Source organism: Halorubrum tropicale (genome assembly GCF_001280455.1).
Classification (GTDB): Archaea; Halobacteriota; Halobacteria; order Halobacteriales; family Haloferacaceae; genus Halorubrum; species Halorubrum tropicale.
Window position 1 is genome coordinate 61,597 of the sequence record NZ_LIST01000003.1, and the last position, 24,492, is coordinate 86,088.

A 24,492-nucleotide genomic window follows, 5' to 3' on the forward strand; every position below is an offset into this window, starting at 1 on the left:
TTACCACCTCATCTCCGCGGGAACAGTCACGTCGGTCGTGCCGAAGTTGCGGTATAACACGAGTATGATGCCGATACCGATCGCGACCTCGGCGGCGGCGAGCGCGATGACGAACAGCGCGAACACCTGCCCCGTGAGGTCGCCGTAGTACAGCGCGAACGCGACGAAGTTGATGTTGGCCGCGTTCATCATGAGCTCGACGCTCATGAGGAAGTACAGCGCGCTCCGCCGCGTCAACACGCCGAACAGGCCGATACAGAAGATGGCCGACGCCAACAGCAGGTACCACGACGGCGGGATCGAGGACGCGAGCGCCGTCATCGACGGTCACCCCCGTCGCGTCCGCCGTCGGTGAACGCCTGTCCGACCGCCGCGACGACGGAGCCGTCCTCCTCGCGTTTGGCCAGGTAGACGGCGCCGTCGACCGCCACGTCGAGTGCGACCGCGGCGATCAGGAACGCCGCGAGGAACCCCTCGGACGGAACCGCGCCGAGGTCGTACTCGGCGAGGTTGAAGAGGGCGTACCCGATGTTGTGGACGACCGAGGCGTCGGCCGGGAAGCCGACCTCCTCGAAGCCGAACGTCGCCCCGTTGACGGTCGCGGCCAACACCGCGAACAGTCCGCCCACGGCGATCGCGGGCGCGATCCGGGAGCCGCGGCTCTCGTCGCTGCTCACGCGCTACTCACCTCCGTTTCCGAATCCGATCGCGTGAGCATCACGGCGAACGTGACCAAGATGAGGACCCCGCCGACGTAGACGAGGATCTGCATGGCGGCGATGAACTCCGCCCGCAGCATCACGTAGTGCACCGCGACGCTCGTGAGGGCTCCGCCCAGAAGCAGCGCGGCGTGGAACACGTCGCGCGCCAGGACGACCCCGAGGGCGAACGCCAGCGTGACCGCGGCGAACAGCCCGAACGCGATAGTAGCATAAACCATTGTGTTTGTCTCCTATGAGAACCCCTTTGAAGATTTCGAGACGTGCCCGCTACTGGTAGTCGACCTCGCCGTCGCCCTCCCCGATCCACGCGCCGCGATCGGGGTTGCGGGACTCCAGCGGGTCGATGCCCTTGTACCACGGGACGTTCTTGAGCTGTTCTTTGTTGAACACGAAGTCGTCTTTCGTGTCCGCGGTGAACTCGAAGTTCTGGGTCAGCAGGATGGCGTCGACGGGACAGACCTCCTCGCAGAGCCGGCAGTAGATGCACTGCCCGATATGGAGGTTGTACTGCTCGCCGTTGCGCTGGTCGTCCTGAACGATCTGGATCGTGTCGTTCGGACAGACGTTCTCGCACTGCCGACACCAGATGCACCGCTCTTGGCTGAACTTGTGGACCCCGCGGAACCGCGGGCTCACCTCGGGCGCGTCCTCCGGGTATTCCACCGTGAACGTCGACCCGTCCAGCGCGTGTTTCATCGTCGTCGCCATGGATTTCATCAGTCCGATCATATCAAGCGATCACCCCCACGATTACGGCCGTGAGAACCAGGTTCGCGAACGACAGCACCAGCATTCCCTTCCAGCCGATCTCGATCAGCTGGTCGATGCGGACGCGCGGCAGCGCCGAGCGGGCCCACTGCGTGAACAGGAAGAAGCCCCAGATCTTCACCACGAACCAGATGAAGCCGATGCTCTCCGGGCCCGGGCCGGACGCCCCGCCGAGGAACGTCACGGCCAGGATCGCGCCGCCCAGGAAGATGTGGACGAACTCCCCGAGGTAGAACAGGACGAAGTAGGCCGAGGAGTACTCCGTCTGGTACCCCGCGACGATCTCCGTCGGCGCCTCGGGGATGTCGAACGGGTTCCGACCGATCTCGGCCATGTTCGCGGTGAGGAACAGCACGAACGCGAACGGGTTGACGAACGCGTACCACGACGGGATCGCGAGCCCGCCGATCGTCACGAGCGTCTGCGTCTGCGCGCCGACCACGCCGCTCATCTGGAGCGTGCCGGCGAAGATGACGACCGACATCGCGGTGACGATGAGCGGGATCTCGTACGCGAGGTTCTGCGCGACGGCCCGCAGCCCGCCGAGGAGCGAGTACTTGTTGTTCGACGCGTAGCCGGCCATCACCAGCGAGACGGAGGCGATGGAGGCGAACGCGAACACCAGCGCGAACCCGACCTCGGGGTCCGCGAGATGCAGGTTGATCGGGCCGAGGTGGCCCATCGGGATGACGGAGAAGCCGAGGAGCGCCGACGCGGGCAGCAGGATCGGCGCGATGTCCCACGAGGGGCGGTCGACGCCCTCGGGGATGATGAGCTCCTTCGCGAGGAGCTGGACCGCCGCCGCCGGGATGATGAGGAGCCCGAAGGGACCGATCCGGTCGACCGCGATCCGGTCGGTGAACGCGGCCGTGATCTTCCGTTTCGCCCACGGGCCCGCGACGCCCGTGAACGCCAGGATGATGTTGCCGACGACGAAGGCGGCGACGAGCGACGCCGCCACCTCGCCGATGACGCTGTCGAGGCCGAGCGTGTCGACGATGAACTCGGGGAACAGCTGCGCGGGCGCCGTGCCCATCAGCGGTCCACCTCCCCGAGAACGACGTCGAGGCTACCGAGCGCGGCGATCACGTCGGGGATGTACTCCCCGTTCGCCATTTCCGGCAGCGTCTGGAGGTTCGAGAAGCACGGCGACCGGATCTTGAACCGGGCGGGCTTGTCCGTCCCGTCCGACCGGATGTAGATGCCGAGTTCGCCCTTGGCGCCCTCGACGGCGCGGTAGATCTCGGTGTCGTCGTCCGGGCGCAGCGTGCGCGGCACGTTCGCCTGAATGTTCCGCTCGTCTTCGGGCCAGTCTTCGAGCAGGTCGACGCACTGCTCGATGATCTTCGCGGACTCCTCGACCTCGCGCATCCGGACGAGCAGGCGGCTGAAGTTGTCGCAGCCGTCCTCGGTCACCACGTCCCAGTCGAGCTCGTCGTAGTAGCCGTACGGGTCGTCGCGGCGCAGGTCGTAGTCGACCCCGGAGCCGCGGGCGACCGGGCCGGTGGCGCCGTAGTTCTTCGCGACGTCCGGCGGGAGGATCCCCGTGTCGATCGTCCGCATCTGGAAGATCTCGTTCGAGGTGATGAGGTTGTGGTACTCCTCGACGGACTCGGGGAGCTGGTCGAGGAAGTCCCGCGTCTTCGAGAAGAACTCCTCGCGCGGCTCCGGCAGGTCCCAGACGACGCCGCCGAGCCGGAAGTAGTTGAACATCAGCCGCTGGCCAGTCAGATCCTCCAAGAGGTTCTGGACGCGCTCGCGGTCGTTGATGGCGTACATGAACGTCGCCGTAAAGTCGCCGTTGATGTCGAGCGCGAACGTCGCCAAGGCGAGCATGTGCGCGGCGATCCGACACATCTCGGCGCCCATCGTGCGGATGACCTGCGCGTACTCGGGCACCTCGATGTCCGCGAGGTCCTCGGCCGCGCGGGCGTACGCCCACTCGTTGAGCAGCCCCGCCGAGATGTAGTCCCAGCGGTCCGGGTACGGCATGATCTGGTGGCGGTACGTCCCGGACTGCGCCATCTGCTCCTCGCTGCGGTGGAGGTAGCCGATGTCCGGCTCGACGTCGGCGACCTGCTCGCCGTCGAGGACCGTCTTCAGGTGGAGCACCCCGTGGGTCGCCGGGTGGTGCGGCCCGATGTTGAGGAACATCGTGTCGGACTCGGAGTCCTTGTGGTGGTCCTCCAACGGGTTCGCGTGCTCCGGGAGCGTGGCGATCTGCGGCCGGTCCTTGTCGTAGTCCATCGACAGGGGGTGGCCCTGCCAGGTCTCCGGCAGGAGGATCCGGCGCAGGTCGGGGTGGTCGTCGTACTCGATCCCGATGAGGTCGTACGCCTCCCGCTCGTGCCAGTCGGCGGTGCGGAAGACGGGCTCGCCCGACTCGGAGACGGGGTCGTCCTTGTCGGCGGGGACGACGACGCTGACCTCCTGGGTCGGGTCGTCGTACTTCTTCAGGTGGTAGATCGACTCGTATCGGTTCTCGTACTCCTGTGCGGAGACGACGGAGAGGTGGTCGTACCCCGCCTGCTCTTTCAGGGTCCGAAGCGTCTCCTGAACGGTGTCCGGGCGGATGACGAAGCCGGGCGCGTTCAGGTGGTCGTCGCGGTCGACGACGAGGTCACCGAGCAGCGCCTCAAGCTCGTCGGGCGTCTGCTCGACGGTGCCGTCGTCGACGGTGTCTGGTCGTTCGAGGCTCATGGCGAATCAGCGAAGTTGTACCGCATGACGAGCTCGTCGTCGTCGATCTGGTCGGCCAGCTTGTCGACGAGTTCGTCGCGTTCGAGGTCCGAGAACTCCTCCAGCTCGTACGGCTTGACCGTGACGGGCGCGGCCTCGCCGTTGGCGACGCGCTCCTGTAGCTTCACGACGCCGTACACGAGCGCCTCGGGGCGAGGCGGGCAGCCGGGGACGTGGATGTCGATCGGGATGACTTCCTCGGCGCCTTTGATCACGTTGTACCCCTCCTGGAACGGGCCGCCGGAGATGGTACACGAGCCCATGCCGACGACGAACTTCGGCTCGGGCATCTGGTCGTAGACGCGCTTCATCCGCGGGGCGAACTTGGAGACGATCGTCCCGGGGACGATCATCACGTCGGCCTGCCGCGGCGAGGCGCGGGGGACGCCCGACCCGAAGCGGTCGAGGTCGTGTTTCACCGCGTAGGTGTGCATCATCTCGATGCTGCAGCAGGCGATGCCGAACTGCAGCATGAACATCGAGGATCCCCGACACCAGTTCAGGAACTTGTCGAACTTGGTGAGGATGAACGGCGAGGAGCCGAACGCCTCACGCAGGCGGGAGTTGAACCGGTCTCCCTGCCCGGTCATCCGGGCGTCTCGGGTCTCGGTTACGACTTGCGAATCGTCGGTGATAAACGGTTGATCGCTGCTCATTAGTTGAGGTCCTCCGTCGTCTTTCTGCTGGTCGCGCGGGGGCTGCGGGCCCAGCTGATCGCCCCCGACCGCCACGCCCAGACGAGCCCGACGGCCAGGATCCCGACGAACGCCAACATCGGCCACAGCAGGTCGGCCATCGGCACGCCGGCCTGGACGGCCGGACGGTAGATGACCGCCCACGGGAACAGCAACACGGTCTCGATGTCGAACACGACGAACAACAACGCGACCATGTAGTACTGGATGTTGAACCGGATCCGCGTCCCGCCCGTCGGGGTCTCGCCGGACTCGTAGGTGGTACTTTTACCGGTCTCAGGCACGCTCGGGCGGAGCAGCGCCGACACTGACATCATCGCTACCGGGATGAGCAGGCCGACGACCGCCAAGGCGCCAATCGCTATCCAATCGCTCATATAGGTCTCCGTAACGTGCTGGGGTTTGGACCGCCCCCTCATAAGCGTTGAGTCTTGTGCGTCCGCGTGCGTGCGGGCCGGTACCGGCCGTTCGCGGTCGAAGCGCCGGAAATGTCACCGAGAGCCGCCGAACGGGTTCGTCGCGGAATGAAAGGGCGACGCGTCCGGGGCAAGCCGGCCGAACGCGACGCGTTCCCGCTACCGCTCGCGGAACCCGTCGAGTCCGCGGTCGTGGAGGGCCGCGGAGACGTCCGCGACGTCCGCCCGCTGCTCGTCGTGGAGTTCGACCAGTCGTTCCTCGACCGCCTCGTGTTCGCGCGCGAGCACCTGCGCGGCCGACAGCGCGGCGTTGTACGACTTCCCGGCGTCGACGGCGACGATCGGCGCGCCGGTCGGCATCCCGATGACGGAGTCGACCGACTTCTCCTGAACCGGCACGCCGATGACGGGCACCGGGTACGCGATCGACGCGGTCATGTTCGGCAGGTCCGCGGACTTCCCCCCGGCCCCGGCGATGATCACGTCGAGCCCGCGGGCGGACGCCGTCTCCCCGTACGCGTACATCAGCTCCGGCGTGCGGTGCGCGGAGACGACGTAGCTCTCGTAGGTGAACCGGGCGTCCGGCGGCTCGTCGAAGTCGGTCTGTTCCGCGAAGCCGAGGTCGTCGAGCGCCTCGTAGGCGTCCTCCATGACGGGGAGGTCCGAGTCCGAGCCCATGATGATCCCCACGTCCGGGGTAGTCGCCGGGTCGGCGTCGGCCGCCGCCTCCGCTTCGAGCCGGTCGATCAGGTCGTCCACCGTGGTCATGGGCAGGGATTCGGCGGAGGCCGGTAAGGAAGTGCCGGATGCGGCGAGCCGGAGGGAACTTCCCCTCGAAGCGCGGTCAGAGGAGCCCCCGGAGCAGATCCCCGTCGTGGAGGTTCGCCGGGACTTCGTCGAACCACCTCGCGGCGCGGATCTCGTCCGGATCGACTCCGAGATCGGCCGTGTCGGGAATCCACCCCTCGGCGCGCGCCGCGAAGACGACGTACTCGGCCTCGAACGCGAACACGTCGCGCTCGGCGTCGACGTACGACTGCTCGAAGACGACGACCGGGTCGCCGATCGCCGCGTCGAGTCCGGTCTCCTCGCGGACCTCCCGCGCCGCCGCGGCCGCCGGCGACTCCCCCGGTTCGACCGCGCCGCCCGGGAGCACCCAGCCGTCCGACCACGAGGTCCTCACGAGCGCGAGCCGACCGTCGGGTCGCAGACGCGGACCGCAGCCGTCAGGGCGGTTCCCTCCTCCGCCCACTGGCGGAGCGCCTCGATCCGGTCCGGCGGGAGCCGGATCGACTGGCGTTCGCGTGGCGCGTCGGGTGCGAGACCGTCCGGCATCGAGTCGTCACTTGGTCGGCGCACCGGTATCAGTCGTTCGTCTGCCCAACCCTTATCAACGAAATCGGACGAAAGATACGGTAATGCCGAGCTCGACGGAAGACGGAGCGGACCGCGACGGGGAGATCCGCCTCTGGCGAGACGAGGGGTGGTGGATCGCCCGAGACGTCGGGACGGGCGTCACGACGCAGGGAGAGTCCCGGTCCGACGCGCTGGAGAACCTCGACGAGGCCGTCGCGCTCCACCGAGGAGAGATCGGTCGCGAGCCGACCGACGAGGAGCTTCGGGAACACGGGATCGACCCCGAGGAGAACGCGACCGGAGACGCGGAACCGCCCGACGTCCTCGAATAGCGTGGCGAGGCGCACGTTCTCTGGGCGGGAGGTCGTGAAGGTCCTCGTCAACCGCGGCGGTTTCGAGTGGCGACGAACGACCGGCGACCACGCGCAGCTGTACTACGAGCATCCGGCGAACGAGAGGGACAGACGGCACGTCACGGTTCCGCTACACGACGAGCTTCGGGAGGGAACCCTCAGCGGTATCGCGGACGACGCCGGCGCGCGTGACTTCGACGCCTTCTGCGCGTGGATCGACCGAAACTCCTGAAGACCGGACGGTCCACGGCTACGCGTCTCGGAAGGTCAGCCCGTCGCGGAGCTCTCGCGCCCGAGAGAGCAGCGCGTCGGGGTCGGCTTCGTCGGTCGCGCCCCGGTCCGTCACCGTCAGGTGGCCCATCTTCCGGAGCGGGTACACGTCGTCTTTGCCGTACCAGTGGAGGTCGGCGTCGGGCGCGTCGAGGACGGACTCGACGTTCCGGAGCGTCGCCGCCCCCCGCTCGTCCACGTCACCGGAATCACGCCGTGATTCCGGTTGGCTCACGAGAGCCCTGCTCTCGTGAACGTCGCCGAGCACGTTCACCGTGACCGCGGGCGCGACGAGGTCGGTCGGGCCGAGCGGCCAGCCGAGGACGGCCCGGACGTGGTTCTCGAACTGCGAGGTGCGCGCGCCCTCGATCGTCCAGTGGCCGGAGTTGTGCGGGCGCGGCGCGATCTCGTTGACTAACACCTCGCCCTCGCGCGTCTCGAACAGTTCGATGCCGTAGACTCCCCGGCCGTCGAGCACGTCGAGCACGTCGCGCGCGACCGACTCGGCCTCGGCGACGACCGCGTCGTCGGCCCGGGCCGGACTGACGCTCTCGCGGAGGATCTCCTCGCGGTGGACCGTCTCCGTGACCGGGTAGGTCCGCGTCTCGCCGTCCGCGCCCTTCAGACCCATCACGGCGACCTCGCGCTCGAAGTCGAGGAGCTCCTCGGCCATCGCGGCGCCGCCGATCTGATCGAGCGCGTCGGCCGCCTCGTCGGGCGTCTCCACCGGGACGTTGCCGCGGCCGTCGTAGCCGCCCTGGCGGGCCTTCAGCATGACGCCGCCGAACTCCTCGACGACGCGTTCGAGCCCCTCGGCGGTCGCGACCGCGACGAACTCCGGGACGGGGATCCCGGCGTCCGCGAGCGCCTCCTTCTGGACCAGCTTGTCCTGTATCGTCTCCAGGGTGCCGGGGTCCGGGTGGACCGGCACGCCGTGCTCCTCGCTCGCGGCCGCGAGGCGGTCCGGGTCCGCGAGCTCGATCTCGAAGGTCAGGGCGTCGACGCGGGCCGCGAGCTCGTCGAGTGCGTCCGCGTCGTCGAAGTCGCCGACGATCTGGTCGGTCGCGACCGGCGCCGCCGGACAGTCGGGCGTCGGGTCCAACACGACGAGGTCGACGCCGAGCGGCGCCGCGGCTTCGGCCAGCATCCGGCCCAGTTGTCCGCCGCCGACGACGCCGAGCGTCGGCCCCGGAAGGGTGATCGACATGTGCGAGTCGGTACCCAACAGAGATGAATAAGTATTGCCAAAACACGATCGAGATAGGCACGAACGCGCATCGATCGAGCGGGAGGAGCGCCCGACGACGTCGCTGAGAGCCGAGGCGACCGGTCGGTCACTCCCGGCGCAACAGGAGGAACCCGCCGGCCACGACCAGCAGCAGGCTCACGAGCCCGACGACCTGCGTGAGGCCGACGCCGAACCCTTCGAGCGGCGCGCCGTCGTCCGAAGCGTCCCCGCTCCCGTCGCCGGTCGCGCCGGCGCCGCCGCCGTTCCCGGAGTCGGCGTCGTCGGTGGACTCGACGACCGAGACGGTTCCGACCTCGGTCGAGCCCACGGCCACGTCGTACTCGCCGACCTCGGGGAACCGCGGCGTGAACGTGACGCGCCGCGTCGCGTCGGCGGGGACCGTGATCGTCCGGTCGGCGACGAGCTCGCCGTTGATCCGCAGGCCGACGTTCGTCGTCCCCTCGGCGTCGCCCGCGTTCCGCAGCCTGACCGCCACCTCCGTCTCGCTCTCGGGGGACACCTCGGCCGCGCCGAGCGAGGCCTCGGCGACCGTCACGTCGGACTGCGGGCCGCCGACCGCGAAGTAGGAGAACCCGGGCGTCTCGGCGACGTAGACGCCGTCGCCCTCGTACGTCGTCGGGAGCTCGCGCCACCGGTTGTTGACGTAGCGGTACAGGGCGACGCCCTCGGGCGACTCCGCGTCGGAGAACGCCGACATCTCCGTCTCGAAGCGGATCTCGGCGGACTCGACGGCGCCGGAGTCGAAGGTGGTCGGCTCGATCTCGAAGACCGACACCGTCTCCGCACCCTCGTGGTCGCGCACGCCGTCGGGCAGCTCCGAGGGGGCCATCGCCGTCGCCTCGACGCCGAACGAGAGGATCTCCGAGGAGGGGGCGACCGAGAGCGCGGCGAGCGTCGCGTTCGGCGTCGCCGTCCCGTTCGGCAGGTCGGCCTCGACGACCTCGTCGGTCCCGACGCTGCCCGCGGAGAGGGTCGCGGTGCCGTTCGCCATCTCGACCGAGGCCGCGGTCGTCTCGACGGCGTCGCCGCTCGGCGGAGGCGCGACGGCGCCGCCGCCACCGCCGCCATCGGTGTCGGCGCCGTCCGACCCGTCTCCGCCGCCCGAACCGTCACCGCCGTCCGACCCGTCCGAACCGTCGCTGCCGTCGGCACCGTCTGATCCGTCGCCGCCGTCCGACCCGTCCGAACCGTCGCCGCCGTCGGCGCCATCGCCGACCGCGAGGTCGACGCGGCGGACCTCGCCCGGCTCCCACTCGATCGCGTCGTCGGTCGAAGCGACCTCGCCGTTGACCCGGAACTCGACGGTCGCGCCCGCGTCGGCGTCGGTCCCCTCGACGACGAGCTTCCGGTCGAACGCCGAGGAACCGCCGTACGCGCCGATCTGGGTCGTGGTGAGGCTCCCGCGCAGTTCGCCGTCGACGTACGCCGTGACCTCGACGCCCTCGGGGGCGGGCTCGCCGTCGACGGTTATCTCGCCGAAGTAGGCGGCCGGCGTCGGAGGCGGCCCGTCCTGCGCGACGGCCGCCGGGGCGCCGGCGACCGCGGAGACGACCAGCAGCGAGGCGATGACGACCGTGAGCGATTTCGAGGGAGTTCGTGACATGAGGGATCGTCCCACGCCGGTCCGAACGGAGCGCCCCTGTGGGGCGTCCGAGCGTCGCGGGGGGAGGGACGTGAGACACCACGCCACCGAGGATAAGTAGGTATTAACCGATTGCTACGACGGATTACCGCGGCGGCGCCGGCGGTAACGAGTCGTTTCGCCGGCCGACGGCGTCGCGCCGTCGGCGGGACCCGGATCCGCTCCGGGCGGCGGCGACGGACCGGCGGACCCGCGCAGCGTTCCCGGCCGGCGTGACGCGACCGACTGAGGCAATCACTCATGTTCGTGATCATATCGGCCAATACATTAGTCGGCCGTCGCCGTAGAAAGTGGTATGTTACCAACAGACACGAGACGCGACGGGGAACGAGGTGGGAGACGCGGATTGCGCGCCGACGGCGGTGCGTCCGTGGGAGACGACGGACGTGGCCGCCGTGGGGACGCGACCGGAGACGACGGCGTCGGATCCGCCGACTCCGAGAGTGGCGACGACGGGCGGAGACCGCTCGGCCCGGCGGACTCGGAGTCGGTCGTCGACCGGGACGACCTGCTCGGGATCCTGGGGAACCGCCGGCGCCGGCTCCTGTGGGCACTGCTCCACCGCCGCGACGGCCCCGTGAGCCTCGCGGAGGCCTCTCGCCGGGTCGCCGCCCGCGAACGGGGGATCGATCCGGCGGCCGTCGCGAGCGAGGAGCGGAAGAGCGTGTACGCGTCGCTGTACCAGCACCACTGCCCGGTGATGGCCGAGGCCGGGGCCATCGAGTTCGACCGGGAGGCCTCGACCGTCGCGGCGGTCCCCGCCGCCGAGCGACAGCGGTTCCTCGACCTCGAGATCGACTCGCGGGCCGTCGCCCGAGCGGTCGCGGGCGCGCTCGCCGCCGCCGCGGGGCTCGTCGGCGTCGGGTGGGCCCTGAACGCGCCGGGGCTCGCCTCCCTCTCCCCGGTCGGGTTCGGGGTCGCCGTCGCGGTGAGCGCCGGGGTCTCGGCCGCCGTGTACGCGGCGGTCGTCTCGCGGCGGTACCCGGTTCTGCTCGGCGACCTCCTGAGCGCCGCGGACGGGACGGAGCGGTGAGTGCGCGAAGAGGCCGGCCGGTCGGTCGAGACGGAGCCTCAGACGGAAATCCGTTCGAGGTCGCTTTCGAGGCCGTCGACGAACTCGTTGTACGCCGCGACGAAGCCGCGGAACCCGTCCGCGTACTCCCGGACGTCGGCCGCGGAGGGCGCGCCGTACTGCGAGAGGAGGTAGAGGCCGCCCGACCCGCCGATCCGGAGGTACGAGACGCTCCCCTCGTCGTACTTCAGTTCCCAGCGGTCGCCCTCCACGCGCGCCGTGAACGTCCCGTAGTCGTCGCCCTCGTACCGGTGGATCTCCCCCGCGATGACCGCGCAGGTCTCGCGGATCGCGTCGAGGACGCGGTCGCGCTCCGCCACCACGCCCTCGGTGGTCGCCGGCTCCGGGAACTCGGCGCTCACGTCGTCGAGGACGCCGGACAGCGAGTCGACGTGGTCGTTCCAGGCCGCCACGAACGCCGCGTAGTCGTCGAGCGCGACCGCGAGGTCGGCGGGGTCCGGCGGCTGCTTCGTCGAGATGACGTACGTGTCCGAGCCCGACTTCGGCGAGAACAGGAGGAACTCCAGCTCGCCCGCCTCGTGTTTCACCGTCCACTCGCCGCCGCGCGTCGACAGCGTCTCCCGGCCGTAGTCGCCGCCCTGGAGCCGCGCGAGCTGGTAGGCGATCGCCCCGGCGTGGTCGCGCACGGCGGCGACGAGCTCGTCGCGCCGCTCCGCGACGGCCGCGGCGTCGCGCACGTCGAGGTCGATCCCGAGGTCTGCCTGCGTCGTCACGGGGTTACTGGGCGCGCCACCCGGTTAACCGGTTCGGGTCGCCCGCCGGGCGTCGGCCGCCGGCCCGCGCCGGCGCGGTCACTCGATCGTCTCGCGGATCTCCCGGACCCGGTCCGGCTCGTCGATCCCCGACCGGATCACGACGGCGAACACCTCGTCGCCCTCCGGGACCGGCGCGTCGCCGCTCAGGATCGCGTCCGAGCCGGTCTCCTCGGCGAGCCAGCGCCGCCCGTCGGCGATCGCCTCGCGGTTGAGCCACGCCGGCGGGCCGCCGACCACGAGCAGGGTCCGGTCGGCGCGCCCGTCGGGGACCTCGACCGTGTTCTTCCCGCGGGTCGCCTTCCGGATCACCGTCTCGATTGCCGACACCGCGGCGCTCGTGTCGACCTCGGCCGGCTCCGAGGAGCCGAACAGCCCGAGCCCGAACTTCGAGCCCGAGTCGGGCGCGTCGACCGCCTGCGTCGCGTGCCCGATCGCCGCGATTTCGCCGTCACCGCCCGCCGCGCGGGCGACGTCGCTCGCGTCGAGCACCTGCTGGGGCGTCTCCGTGCCCTCCGGCGTCTCGCCCGCGCCGAACAGGGCCGCGATCCGCTCGGCCGCGACCCCGTTGAGCCGGTCTCGCGCCCCGCCGAGCGTCTCGCTCGGACGGAGCCACGCCGCGTTGTCGAAGGGGAAGACCGCCGCGCACTCCTCGGAGAGCGCGTCGAGCGTCCGGGCCGCGTTCCGCTCGGCGAGCGGGCGGTGCGGGGTCGGCGGCGCGGGCCCGTCACCGGCTCCCGCGCCCGCCCCCGCGCCGCTCGCCCCGCCGGCGGACGCGCTTCGCGGGGCGTCGTCGTCCGGTTCCTCCGTCTCGTCGCGGGTGGGGAGGAAGCCGAAGGCGTAGACTGGGGCGTCGTAGAGCCGCGAGAGCTCCGCGGCGAGCGCGGGCGCCGCGCCCGCGCCGGCCGCGCCGCCGAGGCCGACGACGAGCAGGAACGCCTCCGCGAGCGACGGCCGCTGGTCGTCCATGGCCCGCCCGAGCTCGCTCGCGTGCGCGTCGCCGAGGCGACGCCCGGCGTGGAGGTCGCCCTGGAGCCCGTCCCCGCCCGCGGCGTCGCCGAACCGGTACCGACGCTCCTCGCCGAGCGCGTCCAGCGCCCCGAGCGCGTCCATGTCGGTGTCGAAGGCGTTGACGCCCCCGAGGAACGGGTCGTCGCCGTGCGCCGCGGCGAGCCGGTCGGCGACCCGCCCGCCGGCCCCGCCGAGTCCGATGACGTGGAGTCGCATACGTGGCCCGGTCGTCGACCGAGGATATATGACTTCGGCTCGCCGCGAACCGTTACCGAACCGCCCTGCGCCCGCGACGGCTCAGAACTCGTCGAGCTGACGCTGTCCGGCGGAGATCTCGGGCCCCGAGTCCGGCTCGACGCCGAGCAGGCGCAACAGCGCGGTGTCCGCGAACGTCAGCGCCAGCACGAGGATGATCGGCGCGAGGAACAGCCCGTGGAAGCCGAACACGACCGGGCCGAAGATGTACGCGAGCATCAGCAGCCCGACGTGGGTCGTCTTGCCGCTGAAGTACGGCCGCAGGACGATGTCGGGGATGGTGTCGACGACCACGACCGCGACCGCGAGGAACCCCGCGACGTACACGAGCAGCGAGAGGTCGCCGTCGAGCGCGAGCGGGACCGACATCGCCGCCGCGATCGGGATGTAGACGATCTTCATCCCGATCACGGGGATCAGGCTGGCGACGCCGGTGAGCGCGCCGGCGAGCGTGGGGTACGGGATCTCGACGGCGGCCGGGGCGACCGCGTTGTACCCGAGGTAGGTGACGACGGCGATGATGCCGATGGCGATGACGTTGAGCAGGTTCCCGTACAGCACCGCCTCCAGCTCGTCGTCGGCGGTCTCGAGGTACTCGCGGACGACCGCGTCGTCGTCGAACGAGAGGAGCCAGCTGTGGAACCGGGACCCGTCGATGAGCAGGTAGTAGGTCACGACGATGGTGATGAGGAGGTTCAGGGCGAGCCCCGAGAGGGTGCTCGCCAGCAGCGACGCCTGTTCGGAAACGAGGTCGATGAGGGGGTCGAACTGCCCCGACCGGTACGCCGCGAGCAGCTCGTCGGCCGTCGGGTTCGACAGCTCCGCGAGGTCGCCGATCACCGAGTTCTCCGCGCCGATGGTGTCGGCCACCGGGTACGTCTCGATGAACCGGCGCGCCTCCAAGATCAGCAGCACTAGGGTGTAGCTCACCAGGCCGATGAGCGGCACGCCGATGAGCGACAGCGACATCACGGCGCGCACCCGAGCCGGCAGTCGGAAGCGTTCGAGCCGGTGGTAGAACCGCCGCGTCGAGTAGTAGAGGAAGACGGCGACCGTGAGCGGGGCGACGAACCGGTAGGCCACGTAGCCGGCGACGAACGCGACCGCGAGGCCGAAGAGGGCGACGACGAACCGCTTTTCGTCCATGGGCCACGGTCGCCATCGTCTGACATAAACCATGGTGGTCGCCGCGGCTCGCCCGCGCCCGGGACTCGCCGCCGCGCGGATCCCAAAGCCCCTAACGGCGGGCGGTGAAGGAGGGCCTATGAACGACATTCACCCGGACCAGCGCGTCGCGGTGTTGGCGGACTCGCAGAACCTGTACCACTCCGCACAGAGCGTCTACTCGCGGAACATCGACTACTCCGGCCTCCTCGAAGAGGCCGTCGCGGACCGGTCGCTCGTGCGCGCCATCGCGTACGTCATCCGCGCCGACTCGCCCGAGGAGGAGAGCTTCTTCGAGGCGCTCCGCGACATCGGCTTCGAGACGAAGATCAAGGAGATCAAGACGTTCGCCGACGGGTCGAAGAAGGCCGACTGGGACCTCGGGATGAGCCTCGACGCCGTCTCCTTAGCCAGCCACGTCGACACGGTCGTCCTCTGTACCGGCGACGGTGACTTCGCCCGGCTCTGCTCGCACCTCCGCCACGAGGGCGTCCGCGTGGAGGCGATGGGGTTCGGCAACTCGGCCGCCGACGAGCTGATCGCGGCCGCCGACGACTTCGTCGACCTCGCGGAGAAGGAGGAGACGTTCCTGCTGTAGCCGGCGAGCGTCCAGTCCGGCGTTGCGAGCGGACGCCCGAGCGCGGCCGCGCTCACCCGAGCAGCGCGGCGACCGTCTCCTCGACCGCCGCCGCCGCCGCCTCGACCTCGCGCACCCGGACGTACTCCCGCTCGGCGTGCGCGACCGCGCCCGCCTCGTCGGCGAGGTCTCCGGGCCCGAACACGACCGTCGGCGCCGGCGCGAAGTAGGAGGCCTCCGTCGCCGCGCCGAACGGCCGGACGCCGCCCCCGCGCTCGTCCGAGAGGCCGACCGCGTCGCTCGCGTCGCGCGCCGCGTCGGCGACGGTTCGGACGAGGTCGTGGTCCGGGTCCGTCGCGAACGCCTCCAGGAACGGCGACTCGCGGTCGGTGAGCGCGACGGCGGCGTCGACGCCCCGGTCGCCGGCCGGGCCGCTCGCGAGCGACTCCCGCACCGCGTCCGCGAGCGACGACCGGAACTCCTCGGCGGTCTCCGGCGGGACGCTCCGCCGGTCGACCGTTATCTCGCAGTCCGCCGGCACCTGGTTCGTCGCCGCGCCGCCCTCGACGACCGTGGGAGTGAGCTTCGGCGGCCCCAACTGCGGGTGGGCGGTCGCGTCCGCGTCGAACGTCCGGACCGCTGCGAGCGCGTCCTCGGCCGCCGCGACCGCGTTCGCGCCCGCGAACTCGGCGGCGTGCGCGGCGACCCCGGACAGCTCGACGGTCGCCTGGAACCGCCCCTTCGCGGCGGTGCAGGCGTCGAGCCCCGTGGGCTCGCCGACGAGGTACAGGTCCCCGTCGAGCCGGTCGTCGGTCCCCGGCAGCCGGCCGGTCAGGGCCGCGGCGCCGAGCGACAGCGCCTCCTCGTCGGGGGTGAGCGCGAGCGTGAGCCGCCCGCGGTCGGGGTCGGCGGCGAGGAAGCCGGCGAGCAGCGCCGCGAGCGGCCCCTTCGCGTCGCAGGCGCCCCGGCCGCGGATCACCTCGTCCGGGTCGTCCCCGGCCCCCGTCTGAGCGCCGCGCTCGCCGTCGCGCGTCGGCCCGCGCTCGAACGCGACGTGCGGCGTCACCGTGTCGAGGTGCGTGTTCAACACGAGGTGCGGCCCCGCCCCGGGCGCCGGCGAGCGCTTCTCCGCGAGGACGCAGCCGTCCGCGACGACCGCGGGGTCGGCGCCCCGTCGGTCGAGGAGGTCGACGACGGACTCGCGCATCTCGTCGGGCGACTCGTGGGAGGGGATCCGGACCGCCTCTTCGAGGAACGAGACCGGGTCGAAGTCGGGCCCCGCGTCCGAACCCGAGCCGGCATCGCCGTCGCCGCTCATCTGGGGTCAGCGGGGAGCGCCCCCGAGAACTCGTGGGCGACGGGGCCGGCGAGCGTGGCGTGGCCGCGGTCCGGTACCGTTATCCGCAGTTCGCCGCCCGGCGGCCGGCTCACGGCCGACTCGCCCTCGATCAGGCCCAGGCGGCGGGCGGCCGCGACGACCGCGACCGCGCCGGTGCCGCAGGAGCGCGTCTCGCCCTCGACGCCGCGCTCGAAGGTGCGCTGGTCGAGGACCGCCGGTCCGTCGCCGCCGCCGTCGTCGACGACGGCGGCGAGGTTAACGTTCGCGCCCTCGGGGAAGACGTCGGCGTGTCGGACCGGCGGCGCGACCGCGTCGAGGTCGACCGCGTCGATCCCGTCGGGGTCGTCGCGGCCGCCGTCGACGAACGCGACCGCGTGCGGGACGCCGGTGTGGACGGCGGTGACGGGCAGCCCCGCGACCGGCTCGTCGACCAGCGGCTCGTCAGCGAGCGCGCCCTCGCGGGCGACCGGGACGCGGCGGGGGTCGAACGTCGGCTCGCCCATCTCGATGGTGGCGGCGCTCCCGTCCGCGGTCACCGTGGCGCGGCGGGTGCCCGCCTGCGTGTCGATCATGAACTCGCGGTCGCCAGTCCGGTCGTGAGCCCAGCGCGCGACGACGCGGGCGCCGTTGCCGCACATCGTCGCGGTGGAGCCGTCCGGCTGGACCAGGGTCATCACGACGCGGGTCGGGTCGAACCGCTCCTCGATCGACAGGAAGAGGACGCCGTCCGCGCCGCGTCGGCCCGACGGCGCGCCGCGGTCGTCCGCAGCGGTGAAGTCGCCGCCGTCGACGCCCGTCTCGCGGTCGCAGTGCGCCCGCGCGAACGCCGCGCGGTCGCCGACGTTCTCGGCGGCCGCGTCGACGACGAGGAAGTCGTTGCCCGTGCCGTGGTACTTCTCGACCGGGACGGCGTGGGTGCTCATCGGCCGCCCTCCGTCCGGTCGGCGCGGTCACGCGCCGCCTCTCGCTCGACCGTCGTCAGATCGTCGAGCGCCTCTCGGCGCCGGACGACCGTCGCGGTCCCGTCGTCAAGCGCGACCTCCGCCGGCCGCGGTCGTGAGTTGTATTGGCTCGCCATCTCGTACCCGTACGCGCCCGCGGTCCCGACCGCGAGGAGGTCCCCCCGGTGCGGGTCGGCGAGCGCGCGGTTCGTACCCAGTGTATCGCCGGTCTCACAGATAGGTCCGGCGACCGTGACAGGGGTTGCCTCCCGCTCGGCGACGGGGGGCGCGTCGCCCCCGTCGCGGTCCCGCCCGCCGCCCAGGTTGCGGATCGGGTGGTAGGCGTCGTACATCGCCGGGCGGAGCAGGTCGGTCATCCCCGCGTCGGCGCCGACGACCGTCTCGTCCGGCGTCGGCTTCACCGTGTTCACCCGCGTCAGGAGGACGCCGGCGTCCGCGACGACGTAGCGCCCGGGCTCGACGGCGAGGTCGATGCCGTCGGGCAGCGGCGCGACCGCCTCGCGGGTGGCCTCGGCGACCGCCGGCAGGTCGAGCGGCGGGGCGTCCTCCTCGTAGGGGACGCCGAACCCGCCGCCCACGTCGACGTAGTCGAGGTCGACGGGGGCCGCGTCGCCGTCCGGGTCGGCCAGCTCGCGCGCCAGGTCGCCCATCCGCGCGACCAGTTCGCGGTGGCTGTCCAGCTGCTCCGGGTCGATCCCCGAGCCGGCGTGGGCGTGGACCCCGACCACGTCGAAGCGCTCGGCCGCGTCTCGCGCCGCGTCCGCGGCCCGGTCGTACGGGATCCCGAACTTCGCGGCGCCGCCGGTGGTGACCTTCTCGTGGTGGCCCGCGCCCACGCCGGGGTTCACCCGGACGCAGACGCGGCCGTCGTAGCCCCGCTCCAGGAGGCGGTCGAGCGTGTCGACGGCGCCGACGGTGACGGTGAGGTCCGGCTCCGCCGCGGCGACGCCGGCGACGTAGTCGAGGTCGCGGGCCGGCGGGTTGACCGCGGTGTAGTGGAGCCGCGAGCCGTCGAAGCCGGCGGCGAGCGCGCGGTCGACCTCGCCCGCCGAGGCGCACTCGGCGTCGAGGCCCGCGTCGCGGACCGCCTCCAGGACGGCGCGGCCGGTGTGCGCCTTGACGGCGTACCGCACGTCGGCGTCGGGGAACGCCGCGAGCAGCCGCTCGCAGTTCTCGCGGACGCGGTCGAGGTCCTGGACGTACAGCGGCGTCTCGTGTGTGGCCGCGAGGTCGCGGAGGCGGTCGGCGTCCCAGTCGCTCACGCGGCGGACCTGGGGGTTCTCGTCGGGGGCGGTCGGCGCCGCGCTCGCGTCCGCGTCGCTCATTCCCGGAGCGCGTCCTCCCGCCGCGTCGCCTCCAGCGTCTCCTCCTCGACGTGCGTCGCGACGACCGCGGGCTTGTACGCGCCGCCCTCGAAGAGGTCGTGGTCGCCGACGGACGACTCCACCATCCGGGTGAACGCGCGGCGCTCGGCCGGGAGGTGGCCGTAGACGACCTCCTCCTCGACGAGGTCGTAGACGGGGATCCGGGGCGTGAGAAGCGTGTTCTCCCCGACGATCGAGTCCTCGCCGACGCGGAACCCGCTGGTGACGCGACAGCCCGCGCCCAGCGAGACGCCGTCCTCGATGATCACCGGCGCGTCCTCGACCGGTTCGAGGACGCCGCCGATCAGCGTGTTGGCGCCGAGCTTGACGTTCTCGCCCAGCTGCGCGCAGGAGCCGACCGTGTCACAGGAGTCGACGAGGGTGCCGTCGCCGACGTACGCGCCCACGTTGACGAACGAGGGGCTCATCATGATACAGTCGCTGCCGAGGTACGCGCCGCGGCGGATCGTCGTCCCGTCCGGGGTGTTCCGCGTGCCGCGCTCGGCGAGGTCGTCGGTGTCGCGCAGCGGGAGCACGTCGTGGTAGGTGACGCCGCCGTACTCTCGCGGCTCCGTCTCGCGCAGGCCGAAGTTCAGCAGGATCCCCCGCTTGACCCACTCGTTGGCCTCCCACGAGGTCACGTCGTCGCCGGTCTTCTCGGCGGCGCGGACCTCGCCGGCCTCCAGGGCGGCGAGGAACTCGTCTATCACGGCCGCGTCCGCGTCGGTCGCGTCCGCCGCGGTCAGCCCGTCCTGATAGCGGTTCCACAGGTCGGCGACGTCGGCTTCGAGGCTCATTGGCTGGAGTATGGATGAGTGTCGGTATTTACTCGTCGATATTCAGATGTCCTGAGGTTATTCATCGGCGCCCCCGTCGGTGCGGTCGGTCCCGTCGTCGGCCGCGTCGAGCACGTCGTCGAACCCGTACCAGCCCGGGTCGCGGCCGGCGAGCCACGCGGCGGCGTCGAGCGCGCCCTCGGCGAACACCCCGCGGTCGCCGGCGCGGTGCGTGAGTTCCAGCGTCTCGCGGTTGCCGGCCAGCAGGACCTCGTGTTCGCCGGTCACGTCGCCCGCCCGGCGGGCGTGGACGCCGACCTCGCCCGGGCTTCGGGGCGCGTCGCCCTCGCGGCCGTGGACGCGCTCGTCGAGGTCGCCGCGCACGGCCGCCACGTCGTCGAGGATCGACTTCGCGGTCCCCGAGGGGGCGTCGCGCTTCGCGTTGTGGTGCGTCTCGGTCAGCTCCGCGTCGTAGCCGGGCAGCGCCGCGGCGGCCTCGCGGACCGCGCGGCGGAGCGCGGCCACGCCCCGGGCGAAGTTCGACGCCTTGAGCACGGGCACCGCCTCGCTCGCGGCTCGGAGGTCGGCGACCTGGGCGTCGGCGAACCCCGTCGTACCGGTGACGAGCGGGACGCCCGCGTCGGCGCAGGTCTCGGCGTACGCGACCGCGGAGTCGGGGCCGGTGAAGTCGATCAGGGCGTCGGGCGCCTCCCTCGCGAGCAGGTCGTCGAGGTCGGCGGCGTCGGCGACCGGGACGCCCGCGACCGGCTCGGTCTCGGTGCGGTTGACCGCGACCGCGACCGCGACGCCCTCGCGGTCGGCGGCCGCCTCGATCACCTCGCGGCCCATGCGGCCGCCCGCGCCGGTGACGGCGAGCGAGAGCGCGTCCGCGCTCATTCCGCGCCCTCCGTCGCCGCGGGGTCGACGGCCGTCGGGTCGATCGCTCCCGGCGCCTGCTCCTCGTACGCGGCCAGCAGGTCGCGGAGCGACTCGCGTCGCTCGGCCGAGAGCCGCGAGAGCGGCGAGCGGACGCGGGGGCCGCCCCGGCCCCGGATGTGCATGGCCTCCTTCACCGGGATCGGGTTCGTCTCGGCGAACAGCTCGCGGACGAGCGGCGACAGCTCGTGGTGGAGCGTCCGCGCGCGGTCGTAATCGCCCGAGAGCGCGGCGCCGACCATCGCGCAGGTCCGCTCGGGCTCGACGTTGGCGACCACGCTGATCGTCCCCGTGCCCCCGATAGAGAGGACCGGCAGCGTGAGGCCGTCGTCGCCCGACAGCACGGCGAACGCCTCGTCGCGGGTGCGCTCGATCACCTCGCTGATGAGGTTGAGGTCGCCCGAGGCGGCCTTGTACCCGCGGACGTTCGGGTGTTCGGCGAGCTCGGCGGTCACGTCGACCGGGATCGACTGGCCCGTCCGGCTCGGCACGTTGTAGACGATCTGCGGGAGGTCCACCTCGTCGGCGATGGTGCGGTAGTGGTCGAGGAACCCCTGCGGCTCGGGCTTGTTGTAGTACGGCGAGATCAGGAGGAGGCCGTCGGCGCCCGCGTCGGCCGCGCGCCGCGACAGCGAGAGCGCCTCCGCGGTGTTGTTCGAGCCGGTGCCGGCGATGACGGGGATGTCGTCGAGGGCGTCGCGGACCGTCTCGATCACCGCGACGTGCTCGTCGTGGCTCATCGTCGCCGACTCGCCGGTCGAGCCGACGGGGACGACGCCGTCGACGCCCGCGCGTTCGAGGAACCGGGCGTTCGCGGCGAGCTGGTCGTGGTCGACCGCGTCGTCGTCGGTGAAGGGGGTCGTCATCGCGGGGTACACGCCCTCGAAGGGCGCGTCGGTCGGTTCGCCGTCCGTCGCGTCGTGCGTCGCGTAGGGTGTCGTGGTGGTCGTGTCTGTCATGGGTGCTGCGGTGAGTTCGGGTCGGTGAACGGGTCGATGCGCGCGAGCCGGGGGTCGTCCGGGACGGGGTCGCCACTCCCGCCGGCGGACGGCTCACGCGCGTTTTTTCGAGAAGAGCCGCGCCGCTGGCGTCGACTGCGGGCCGCGTGCGGACGCGGGTCGGGTCACATCGCCATATGGATCGGTCGCGCGCTTATACGTTGTGTCTCGGGTCGAAACTGCCGCGGCGGTCGCTCACGGACCCGCTCCGCGGCCGTCGCGGCGGACGGCGGGCCGCGTCGCGAGCGCGACCGCCGCGACCGCGGTCGCGAGGTTCAGCCGGAACGTCGGCCTGTCGAACCCGGCCACCGCCTCGACCGCCACAGCCGCGACACCGGCTCGCGGTCGGCGACGCGGTTCGCGAGCGCCGCCTCGGCGGTCCGGACGGGGACCGAGGGCTCGCACATTTATGCCGGCCGGGCGACTCTGGGAGACGCATGAACGACCCGTCCGACGACGCCCGCGACCCGATCGACGGCGACGACGTCCCCGACCCAGCCCCACCGGACGAACCGACGGCGGCCGACGAGATCAGCGCCGACACCGACGCCGCCCGCCACGAGTACGACCCGGACGCCGAGCACGCGTTCCCCGACGAGCGCCTCAACGAGGTCCTCGCGCGGCTCGAATCGGACGAGGAGATCGTCGCCTACCTGGAGGCGCAGAACGTCAACCCGGTCGCGCGGAAGGGGTACAACGACCACGGCGCCAAGCACGTCGGGATCGTCCGCGACCGAGCGCTCCGGCTGTACGACCTGCTCAAGTCCGGCGGCGTCGAGTTCAACGGCGCCCGCCAGCAGGGGCTCGACGAGGCGGACGAGCCCGTGATCGTCGCGCTGGCGGCGACGCTCCACGACATCGGTCACGTCGTCCACCGCCACGACCACCCATACTACTCGATCCCGCTGGCGGCGGACCTGCTGGACGACCTGCTCCCGGCGTTCTACGGCGTGGCGGACCGGGTGCGCGTGAAGGCGGAGGTGCTCCACGCGATCCTGTGTCACCACACGGAGGAGCAGCCGCTCACGCTGGAGGCCGGCGTGGTCCGGATCGCCGACGGCCTCGACATGGAACGCGGGCGCTCGCGGGTCCCCTACGAGGAGGGCGGGCGCGGGATCAACACCGTCTCCTCGCAGGCGATCGAGCGCGTCTCGCTCCGCGAGGGCGACGAGACCCCCGTTCAGGTCGTGATCCGGATGAACAACGCCGCCGGCGTCTACCAGGTCGACTCCCTGCTCAAGGCGAAGATCGAGGGCTCGCTGCTCGAAGACCGGATCCGGACCGTCGCGATCAACACCCACAGCGACGGGCGGGACGGGAACGGCTCGATCGTCGACCGGATCGAGCTCTGAGCCGGCCGACCCGCCCGATCCCGACGACGCGGCTCAGGGACCGCGGAGCGTGTCGCCGGCCCCGTTCCGGTGGGACGCCTCGTCCGCGACGCTCGTCGCCGCGACGGTCGCCGTCTGCGCGAGGCGGTCGGGCGTGAGCCCGCCGCGGAGCTGGCTCCCCTCGGCGGCGCCGCCCCCCAGCACGGGCGCCGCCTCGAACCCGTTGGAGCGCGCGCCGGTCGCCGCGATCCCCGGCTGGTTGACGACGAGGCGCCCGGGCGCGAGCCGCTCCGCGGCGCGTCGCGCGCGGCGCTGCTGGGTGGTGTGGACCGCCGCGGCGTGCGGGGACCCGATCTCCGCGGCGAGCGCGAGCGCGCCGTCGAACCCGCTCCGACCGTGGACCGCGACCGCGGGGATCCCGGGCAGCGCCGCGAGCCGGTCGTCGACGCCGTCGGGCTCGGCGACGAGGAACGCCGCCTCGCGGGCCGCGCTCGGGAGGTCGAGTTCGGCCGCCAGCCACCGCGGCGAGTTCCCGCGGGGGTCCGTCGCCCCGTCGTCGGCGTCGCCGAGGAGCGACCGCAGCCGGTCGCGCTCGGCCGCGTCGAGGACGTAGCCCCCCTCCGATTCGAGCGCGGAACACAAGGAGTCGACCGCCGGCGACACCGTGACGACCGCGGCGTCGCCCGCGGGGTGCGCGCCGAAGTCGTACGTCGCGCCGACCGCGACGCGCGTCGCCACGGCCTCGGCCGGGACCGACCCGTCCGCGACGGCGACGACGCCGTCGGCGCCGGCGGCGAGGTTCGGCGTCCCGCAGCGCTGCCCCGCCGCGACCGTCGCCGCGGAGCCGGCCGCGACGACGAGGTCGGCGCGCTCGAACAGCGCGTCCGTCTCGGGCTTCGCGGCGGGCGCCGGCAGCATCGAGACCGCGCCGGTCGGCGCCCCCGCGTCGGCGAGCGCGCGGCGGACGGTCTCGACGACCACGTCGCACGTCTCGACGGTCGACGGCGAGGGCGCGAAGACGACCGCGTTCCGGGCGGCGAGCGCGTACAGCGAGAGGACCGCGGGGACCACGACCGGGTGGGTCGCGGGGACCGCCGCGCCGACGACGCCGACCGGCCCGGCGACGGTCACGGTCCCGCGCGCGCCGTCGCGGTCGACCACGCCGGCGGTCGGCGCGTCCCGCAGCGTCCGCCGAGCGGCGTCGAGCGCGGTCGCTATCTTCTCGGCCTTCGTCCCCGGGTGGCCGCGCCCGGTCTCGTTGGCCGCCGACCGCGCGAGCCGGCTGACCGTCTCCCTGTCGGCCAAGCGCTCGCCGACCGACCGCACGAGCGCGTCGACGTCGCCGGGGTCCCACGCCGCCAGGTCGGCGGCGGCCGCCCGCGACGCCGCGACGGTCCGCGACGCGCGGGTCGGCAGGTCCGCGGCGCCCGTCCCGGACCCGCCTGACGTCGAGCCGCCGTCGCCCGCCGCGTCGGAGTCGGTGTCGGCGTCGTCGTCGGACGCGTCGGCCCCGTCCGGCGCCGCCCCGGCGGACTCGACCGGCTTGGCGTCGTCCTGGCCGCTCGGTTCCGCCTCGTCGAGCCGGGCCGACGCCTCCGCCTCGTCGCCCCCGCTCCCACGGTCCTCGTTCATGGGAGCGAGTGTGACGGTGACGCCCTTATTCTCACCCAGTGAAACACTGTGCCACCGCGCGCGAGAGTCGTCACCGAAGAAACAGTTATACC

Annotated in this window: 27 protein-coding genes and 1 pseudogene; 5 read left to right on the plus strand and 23 right to left on the minus strand. The window is 72.1% G+C overall.

Annotated features, from left to right (window positions below):
- From nuoK to AMR74_RS08110, 10 genes and pseudogenes are all read right to left on the minus strand, one after another.
- Positions 1-321, minus strand: a complete 321-nt coding sequence (gene nuoK / locus AMR74_RS08065; RefSeq protein WP_053771562.1) for an NADH-quinone oxidoreductase subunit NuoK — start codon at positions 319-321, stop codon at positions 1-3.
- Positions 318-677, minus strand: coding sequence for a hypothetical protein (locus AMR74_RS08070; RefSeq protein WP_053771563.1), 360 nt, complete (start codon positions 675-677; stop codon positions 318-320). The genes nuoK and AMR74_RS08070 overlap by 4 nt, the downstream gene beginning before the upstream one ends.
- Positions 674-940 (minus strand): NADH-quinone oxidoreductase subunit J, encoded by a 267-nt coding sequence (locus AMR74_RS08075; RefSeq protein WP_017342604.1) that lies wholly within the window; start codon positions 938-940, stop codon positions 674-676. The genes AMR74_RS08070 and AMR74_RS08075 overlap by 4 nt, the downstream gene beginning before the upstream one ends.
- 49 nt (positions 941-989) lie before the next feature.
- Positions 990-1,451 carry a NuoI/complex I 23 kDa subunit family protein gene (locus AMR74_RS08080; protein WP_004596401.1) on the minus strand — a complete coding sequence of 154 codons (462 nt, stop codon included), beginning with the start codon at positions 1,449-1,451 and terminating at the stop codon, positions 990-992.
- A 1-nt stretch (position 1,452) separates the two neighbouring features.
- Entirely contained in the window at positions 1,453-2,526 is a 1,074-nt protein-coding gene (locus AMR74_RS08085) for a complex I subunit 1/NuoH family protein (protein ID WP_053771564.1), read from the minus strand.
- Positions 2,526-4,190, minus strand: a complete 1,665-nt coding sequence (locus AMR74_RS08090) for an NADH-quinone oxidoreductase subunit D (protein ID WP_053771565.1) — start codon at positions 4,188-4,190, stop codon at positions 2,526-2,528. Before AMR74_RS08090 ends, AMR74_RS08085 begins: the two co-directional genes overlap by 1 nt.
- Positions 4,187-4,885: an NADH-quinone oxidoreductase subunit B gene (locus AMR74_RS08095; RefSeq protein ID WP_053771566.1), complete on the minus strand. Its 699-nt coding sequence runs from the start codon at positions 4,883-4,885 to the stop codon at positions 4,187-4,189. Before AMR74_RS08095 ends, AMR74_RS08090 begins: the two co-directional genes overlap by 4 nt.
- The gene (locus tag AMR74_RS08100; RefSeq protein WP_053771959.1) at positions 4,885-5,301 is read right to left on the minus strand and encodes an NADH-quinone oxidoreductase subunit A; all 417 of its coding nucleotides are present in this window, start codon (positions 5,299-5,301) and stop codon (positions 4,885-4,887) included. The genes AMR74_RS08095 and AMR74_RS08100 overlap by 1 nt, the downstream gene beginning before the upstream one ends.
- A 198-nt stretch (positions 5,302-5,499) precedes the next feature.
- Positions 5,500-6,108, minus strand: a complete 609-nt coding sequence (purE, locus tag AMR74_RS08105; RefSeq protein ID WP_053771567.1) for a 5-(carboxyamino)imidazole ribonucleotide mutase — start codon at positions 6,106-6,108, stop codon at positions 5,500-5,502.
- A 76-nt stretch (positions 6,109-6,184) separates the two neighbouring features.
- Positions 6,185-6,675, minus strand: a pseudogene (locus AMR74_RS08110) (NUDIX hydrolase).
- 83 nt (positions 6,676-6,758) lie between these two features.
- Between AMR74_RS08110 and AMR74_RS08115 the strand changes: the two are divergent.
- Both AMR74_RS08115 and AMR74_RS08120 read left to right on the plus strand, forming a co-directional pair.
- Positions 6,759-7,028: a type II toxin-antitoxin system HicB family antitoxin gene (locus AMR74_RS08115; RefSeq protein WP_053771568.1), complete on the plus strand. Its 270-nt coding sequence runs from the start codon at positions 6,759-6,761 to the stop codon at positions 7,026-7,028.
- A gap of 1 nt (position 7,029) precedes the next feature.
- The gene (locus AMR74_RS08120; RefSeq protein ID WP_053771569.1) at positions 7,030-7,281 is read left to right on the plus strand and encodes a type II toxin-antitoxin system HicA family toxin; all 252 of its coding nucleotides are present in this window, start codon (positions 7,030-7,032) and stop codon (positions 7,279-7,281) included.
- 18 nt (positions 7,282-7,299) lie between these two features.
- Here AMR74_RS08120 and AMR74_RS08125 read toward each other — a convergent pair whose 3' ends face one another.
- Positions 7,300-8,526 carry a 5-(carboxyamino)imidazole ribonucleotide synthase gene (locus tag AMR74_RS08125; protein WP_053771570.1) on the minus strand — a complete coding sequence of 409 codons (1,227 nt, stop codon included), beginning with the start codon at positions 8,524-8,526 and terminating at the stop codon, positions 7,300-7,302.
- Between the two features lie 127 nt (positions 8,527-8,653).
- Positions 8,654-10,171, minus strand: a complete 1,518-nt coding sequence (locus AMR74_RS08130) for a PGF-pre-PGF domain-containing protein (RefSeq protein WP_053771571.1) — start codon at positions 10,169-10,171, stop codon at positions 8,654-8,656.
- 409 nt (positions 10,172-10,580) lie between these two features.
- Here AMR74_RS08130 and AMR74_RS08135 point away from each other — a divergent pair, with 409 nt between their 5' ends.
- Complete coding sequence (locus AMR74_RS08135) at positions 10,581-11,243, plus strand: DUF7344 domain-containing protein (RefSeq protein WP_233561592.1); 663 nt, start codon at positions 10,581-10,583, stop codon at positions 11,241-11,243.
- 38 nt (positions 11,244-11,281) lie between these two features.
- Here AMR74_RS08135 and AMR74_RS08140 read toward each other — a convergent pair whose 3' ends face one another.
- From AMR74_RS08140 to AMR74_RS08150, 3 genes are all read right to left on the minus strand, one after another.
- On the minus strand, positions 11,282-12,016 hold the full coding sequence (locus AMR74_RS08140; protein WP_053771573.1) for a hypothetical protein: 735 nt from the start codon (positions 12,014-12,016) through the stop codon (positions 11,282-11,284).
- 78 nt (positions 12,017-12,094) lie between these two features.
- Positions 12,095-13,282 (minus strand): cell division protein FtsZ, encoded by a 1,188-nt coding sequence (locus AMR74_RS08145; protein ID WP_053771574.1) that lies wholly within the window; start codon positions 13,280-13,282, stop codon positions 12,095-12,097.
- Positions 13,283-13,363: 81 nt separating this feature from the next.
- Positions 13,364-14,467 (minus strand): AI-2E family transporter, encoded by a 1,104-nt coding sequence (locus AMR74_RS08150; protein ID WP_053771575.1) that lies wholly within the window; start codon positions 14,465-14,467, stop codon positions 13,364-13,366.
- Between the two features lie 118 nt (positions 14,468-14,585).
- Between AMR74_RS08150 and AMR74_RS08155 the strand changes: the two genes are divergently transcribed.
- The gene (locus AMR74_RS08155) at positions 14,586-15,083 is read left to right on the plus strand and encodes a LabA-like NYN domain-containing protein (protein ID WP_053771576.1); all 498 of its coding nucleotides are present in this window, start codon (positions 14,586-14,588) and stop codon (positions 15,081-15,083) included.
- Positions 15,084-15,135: 52 nt separating this feature from the next.
- Here AMR74_RS08155 and AMR74_RS08160 read toward each other — a convergent pair whose 3' ends face one another.
- The 7 genes from AMR74_RS08160 to AMR74_RS19800 all read right to left on the minus strand — a co-directional run bounded on the left by AMR74_RS08160 (position 15,136) and on the right by AMR74_RS19800 (position 21,761).
- Positions 15,136-16,380, minus strand: coding sequence for a M20/M25/M40 family metallo-hydrolase (locus AMR74_RS08160; RefSeq protein WP_053771577.1), 1,245 nt, complete (start codon positions 16,378-16,380; stop codon positions 15,136-15,138).
- The gene (gene dapF, locus AMR74_RS08165) at positions 16,377-17,324 is read right to left on the minus strand and encodes a diaminopimelate epimerase (protein WP_053771578.1); all 948 of its coding nucleotides are present in this window, start codon (positions 17,322-17,324) and stop codon (positions 16,377-16,379) included. The genes AMR74_RS08160 and dapF overlap by 4 nt, the downstream gene beginning before the upstream one ends.
- Complete coding sequence (gene lysA / locus AMR74_RS08170; RefSeq protein WP_053771579.1) at positions 17,321-18,688, minus strand: diaminopimelate decarboxylase; 1,368 nt, start codon at positions 18,686-18,688, stop codon at positions 17,321-17,323. Before lysA ends, dapF begins: the two co-directional genes overlap by 4 nt.
- Positions 18,685-19,524, minus strand: coding sequence for a 2,3,4,5-tetrahydropyridine-2,6-dicarboxylate N-succinyltransferase (locus AMR74_RS08175; RefSeq protein ID WP_053771580.1), 840 nt, complete (start codon positions 19,522-19,524; stop codon positions 18,685-18,687). The genes lysA and AMR74_RS08175 overlap by 4 nt, the downstream gene beginning before the upstream one ends.
- A gap of 57 nt (positions 19,525-19,581) precedes the next feature.
- Positions 19,582-20,400 carry a 4-hydroxy-tetrahydrodipicolinate reductase gene (dapB, locus tag AMR74_RS08180; protein ID WP_053771581.1) on the minus strand — a complete coding sequence of 273 codons (819 nt, stop codon included), beginning with the start codon at positions 20,398-20,400 and terminating at the stop codon, positions 19,582-19,584.
- A complete protein-coding gene (gene dapA / locus AMR74_RS08185; RefSeq protein WP_053771582.1) occupies positions 20,397-21,398 on the minus strand; it encodes a 4-hydroxy-tetrahydrodipicolinate synthase in 1,002 nt (333 codons plus the stop codon). Before dapA ends, dapB begins: the two co-directional genes overlap by 4 nt.
- A gap of 234 nt (positions 21,399-21,632) precedes the next feature.
- A complete protein-coding gene (locus tag AMR74_RS19800; protein WP_274595424.1) occupies positions 21,633-21,761 on the minus strand; it encodes a hypothetical protein in 129 nt (42 codons plus the stop codon).
- A 113-nt stretch (positions 21,762-21,874) separates the two neighbouring features.
- On the opposite strand from AMR74_RS19800, the gene AMR74_RS08190 reads away from it, so the two are divergent.
- Positions 21,875-22,789: an HD domain-containing protein gene (locus AMR74_RS08190; protein ID WP_053771583.1), complete on the plus strand. Its 915-nt coding sequence runs from the start codon at positions 21,875-21,877 to the stop codon at positions 22,787-22,789.
- Positions 22,790-22,822: 33 nt separating this feature from the next.
- On the opposite strand, the gene AMR74_RS08195 is transcribed toward AMR74_RS08190, so the two are convergent.
- Positions 22,823-24,400, minus strand: a complete 1,578-nt coding sequence (locus AMR74_RS08195; RefSeq protein WP_053771584.1) for an aldehyde dehydrogenase family protein — start codon at positions 24,398-24,400, stop codon at positions 22,823-22,825.
- Positions 24,401-24,492 lie beyond the last annotated feature (92 nt).

Excerpts from the sequence above, each read along its gene's own strand:
- AMR74_RS08145 (WP_053771574.1), bottom strand. The coding sequence starts at position 13,282 with ATGCGACTCCACGTCATCGGACTCGGCGGGGCCGGCGGGCGGGTCGCC.
- dapF (WP_053771578.1), bottom strand. The coding sequence starts at position 17,324 with ATGAGCACCCACGCCGTCCCGGTCGAGAAGTACCACGGCACGGGCAAC.
- AMR74_RS08075 (WP_017342604.1), bottom strand. The coding sequence starts at position 940 with ATGGTTTATGCTACTATCGCGTTCGGGCTGTTCGCCGCGGTCACGCTG.
- purE (WP_053771567.1), bottom strand. The coding sequence starts at position 6,108 with ATGACCACGGTGGACGACCTGATCGACCGGCTCGAAGCGGAGGCGGCG.
- AMR74_RS08095 (WP_053771566.1), bottom strand. The coding sequence starts at position 4,885 with ATGAGCAGCGATCAACCGTTTATCACCGACGATTCGCAAGTCGTAACC.
- AMR74_RS08115 (WP_053771568.1), top strand. The coding sequence starts at position 6,759 with ATGCCGAGCTCGACGGAAGACGGAGCGGACCGCGACGGGGAGATCCGC.
- AMR74_RS08150 (WP_053771575.1), bottom strand. The coding sequence starts at position 14,467 with ATGGACGAAAAGCGGTTCGTCGTCGCCCTCTTCGGCCTCGCGGTCGCG.
- AMR74_RS08125 (WP_053771570.1), bottom strand. The coding sequence starts at position 8,526 with ATGTCGATCACCCTTCCGGGGCCGACGCTCGGCGTCGTCGGCGGCGGA.
- AMR74_RS08090 (WP_053771565.1), bottom strand. The coding sequence starts at position 4,190 with ATGAGCCTCGAACGACCAGACACCGTCGACGACGGCACCGTCGAGCAG.
- AMR74_RS08155 (WP_053771576.1), top strand. The coding sequence starts at position 14,586 with ATGAACGACATTCACCCGGACCAGCGCGTCGCGGTGTTGGCGGACTCG.
- dapB (WP_053771581.1), bottom strand. The coding sequence starts at position 20,400 with ATGAGCGCGGACGCGCTCTCGCTCGCCGTCACCGGCGCGGGCGGCCGC.
- lysA (WP_053771579.1), bottom strand. The coding sequence starts at position 18,688 with ATGAGCGACGCGGACGCGAGCGCGGCGCCGACCGCCCCCGACGAGAAC.
- dapA (WP_053771582.1), bottom strand. The coding sequence starts at position 21,398 with ATGACAGACACGACCACCACGACACCCTACGCGACGCACGACGCGACG.
- nuoK (WP_053771562.1), bottom strand. The coding sequence starts at position 321 with ATGACGGCGCTCGCGTCCTCGATCCCGCCGTCGTGGTACCTGCTGTTG.
- AMR74_RS08130 (WP_053771571.1), bottom strand. The coding sequence starts at position 10,171 with ATGTCACGAACTCCCTCGAAATCGCTCACGGTCGTCATCGCCTCGCTG.
- AMR74_RS08085 (WP_053771564.1), bottom strand. The coding sequence starts at position 2,526 with ATGGGCACGGCGCCCGCGCAGCTGTTCCCCGAGTTCATCGTCGACACG.
- AMR74_RS08160 (WP_053771577.1), bottom strand. The coding sequence starts at position 16,380 with ATGAGCGGCGACGGCGATGCCGGCTCGGGTTCGGACGCGGGGCCCGAC.
- AMR74_RS08100 (WP_053771959.1), bottom strand. The coding sequence starts at position 5,301 with ATGAGCGATTGGATAGCGATTGGCGCCTTGGCGGTCGTCGGCCTGCTC.
- AMR74_RS08175 (WP_053771580.1), bottom strand. The coding sequence starts at position 19,524 with ATGAGCCTCGAAGCCGACGTCGCCGACCTGTGGAACCGCTATCAGGAC.
- AMR74_RS08080 (WP_004596401.1), bottom strand. The coding sequence starts at position 1,451 with ATGATCGGACTGATGAAATCCATGGCGACGACGATGAAACACGCGCTG.
- AMR74_RS08195 (WP_053771584.1), bottom strand. The coding sequence starts at position 24,400 with ATGAACGAGGACCGTGGGAGCGGGGGCGACGAGGCGGAGGCGTCGGCC.
- AMR74_RS08190 (WP_053771583.1), top strand. The coding sequence starts at position 21,875 with ATGAACGACCCGTCCGACGACGCCCGCGACCCGATCGACGGCGACGAC.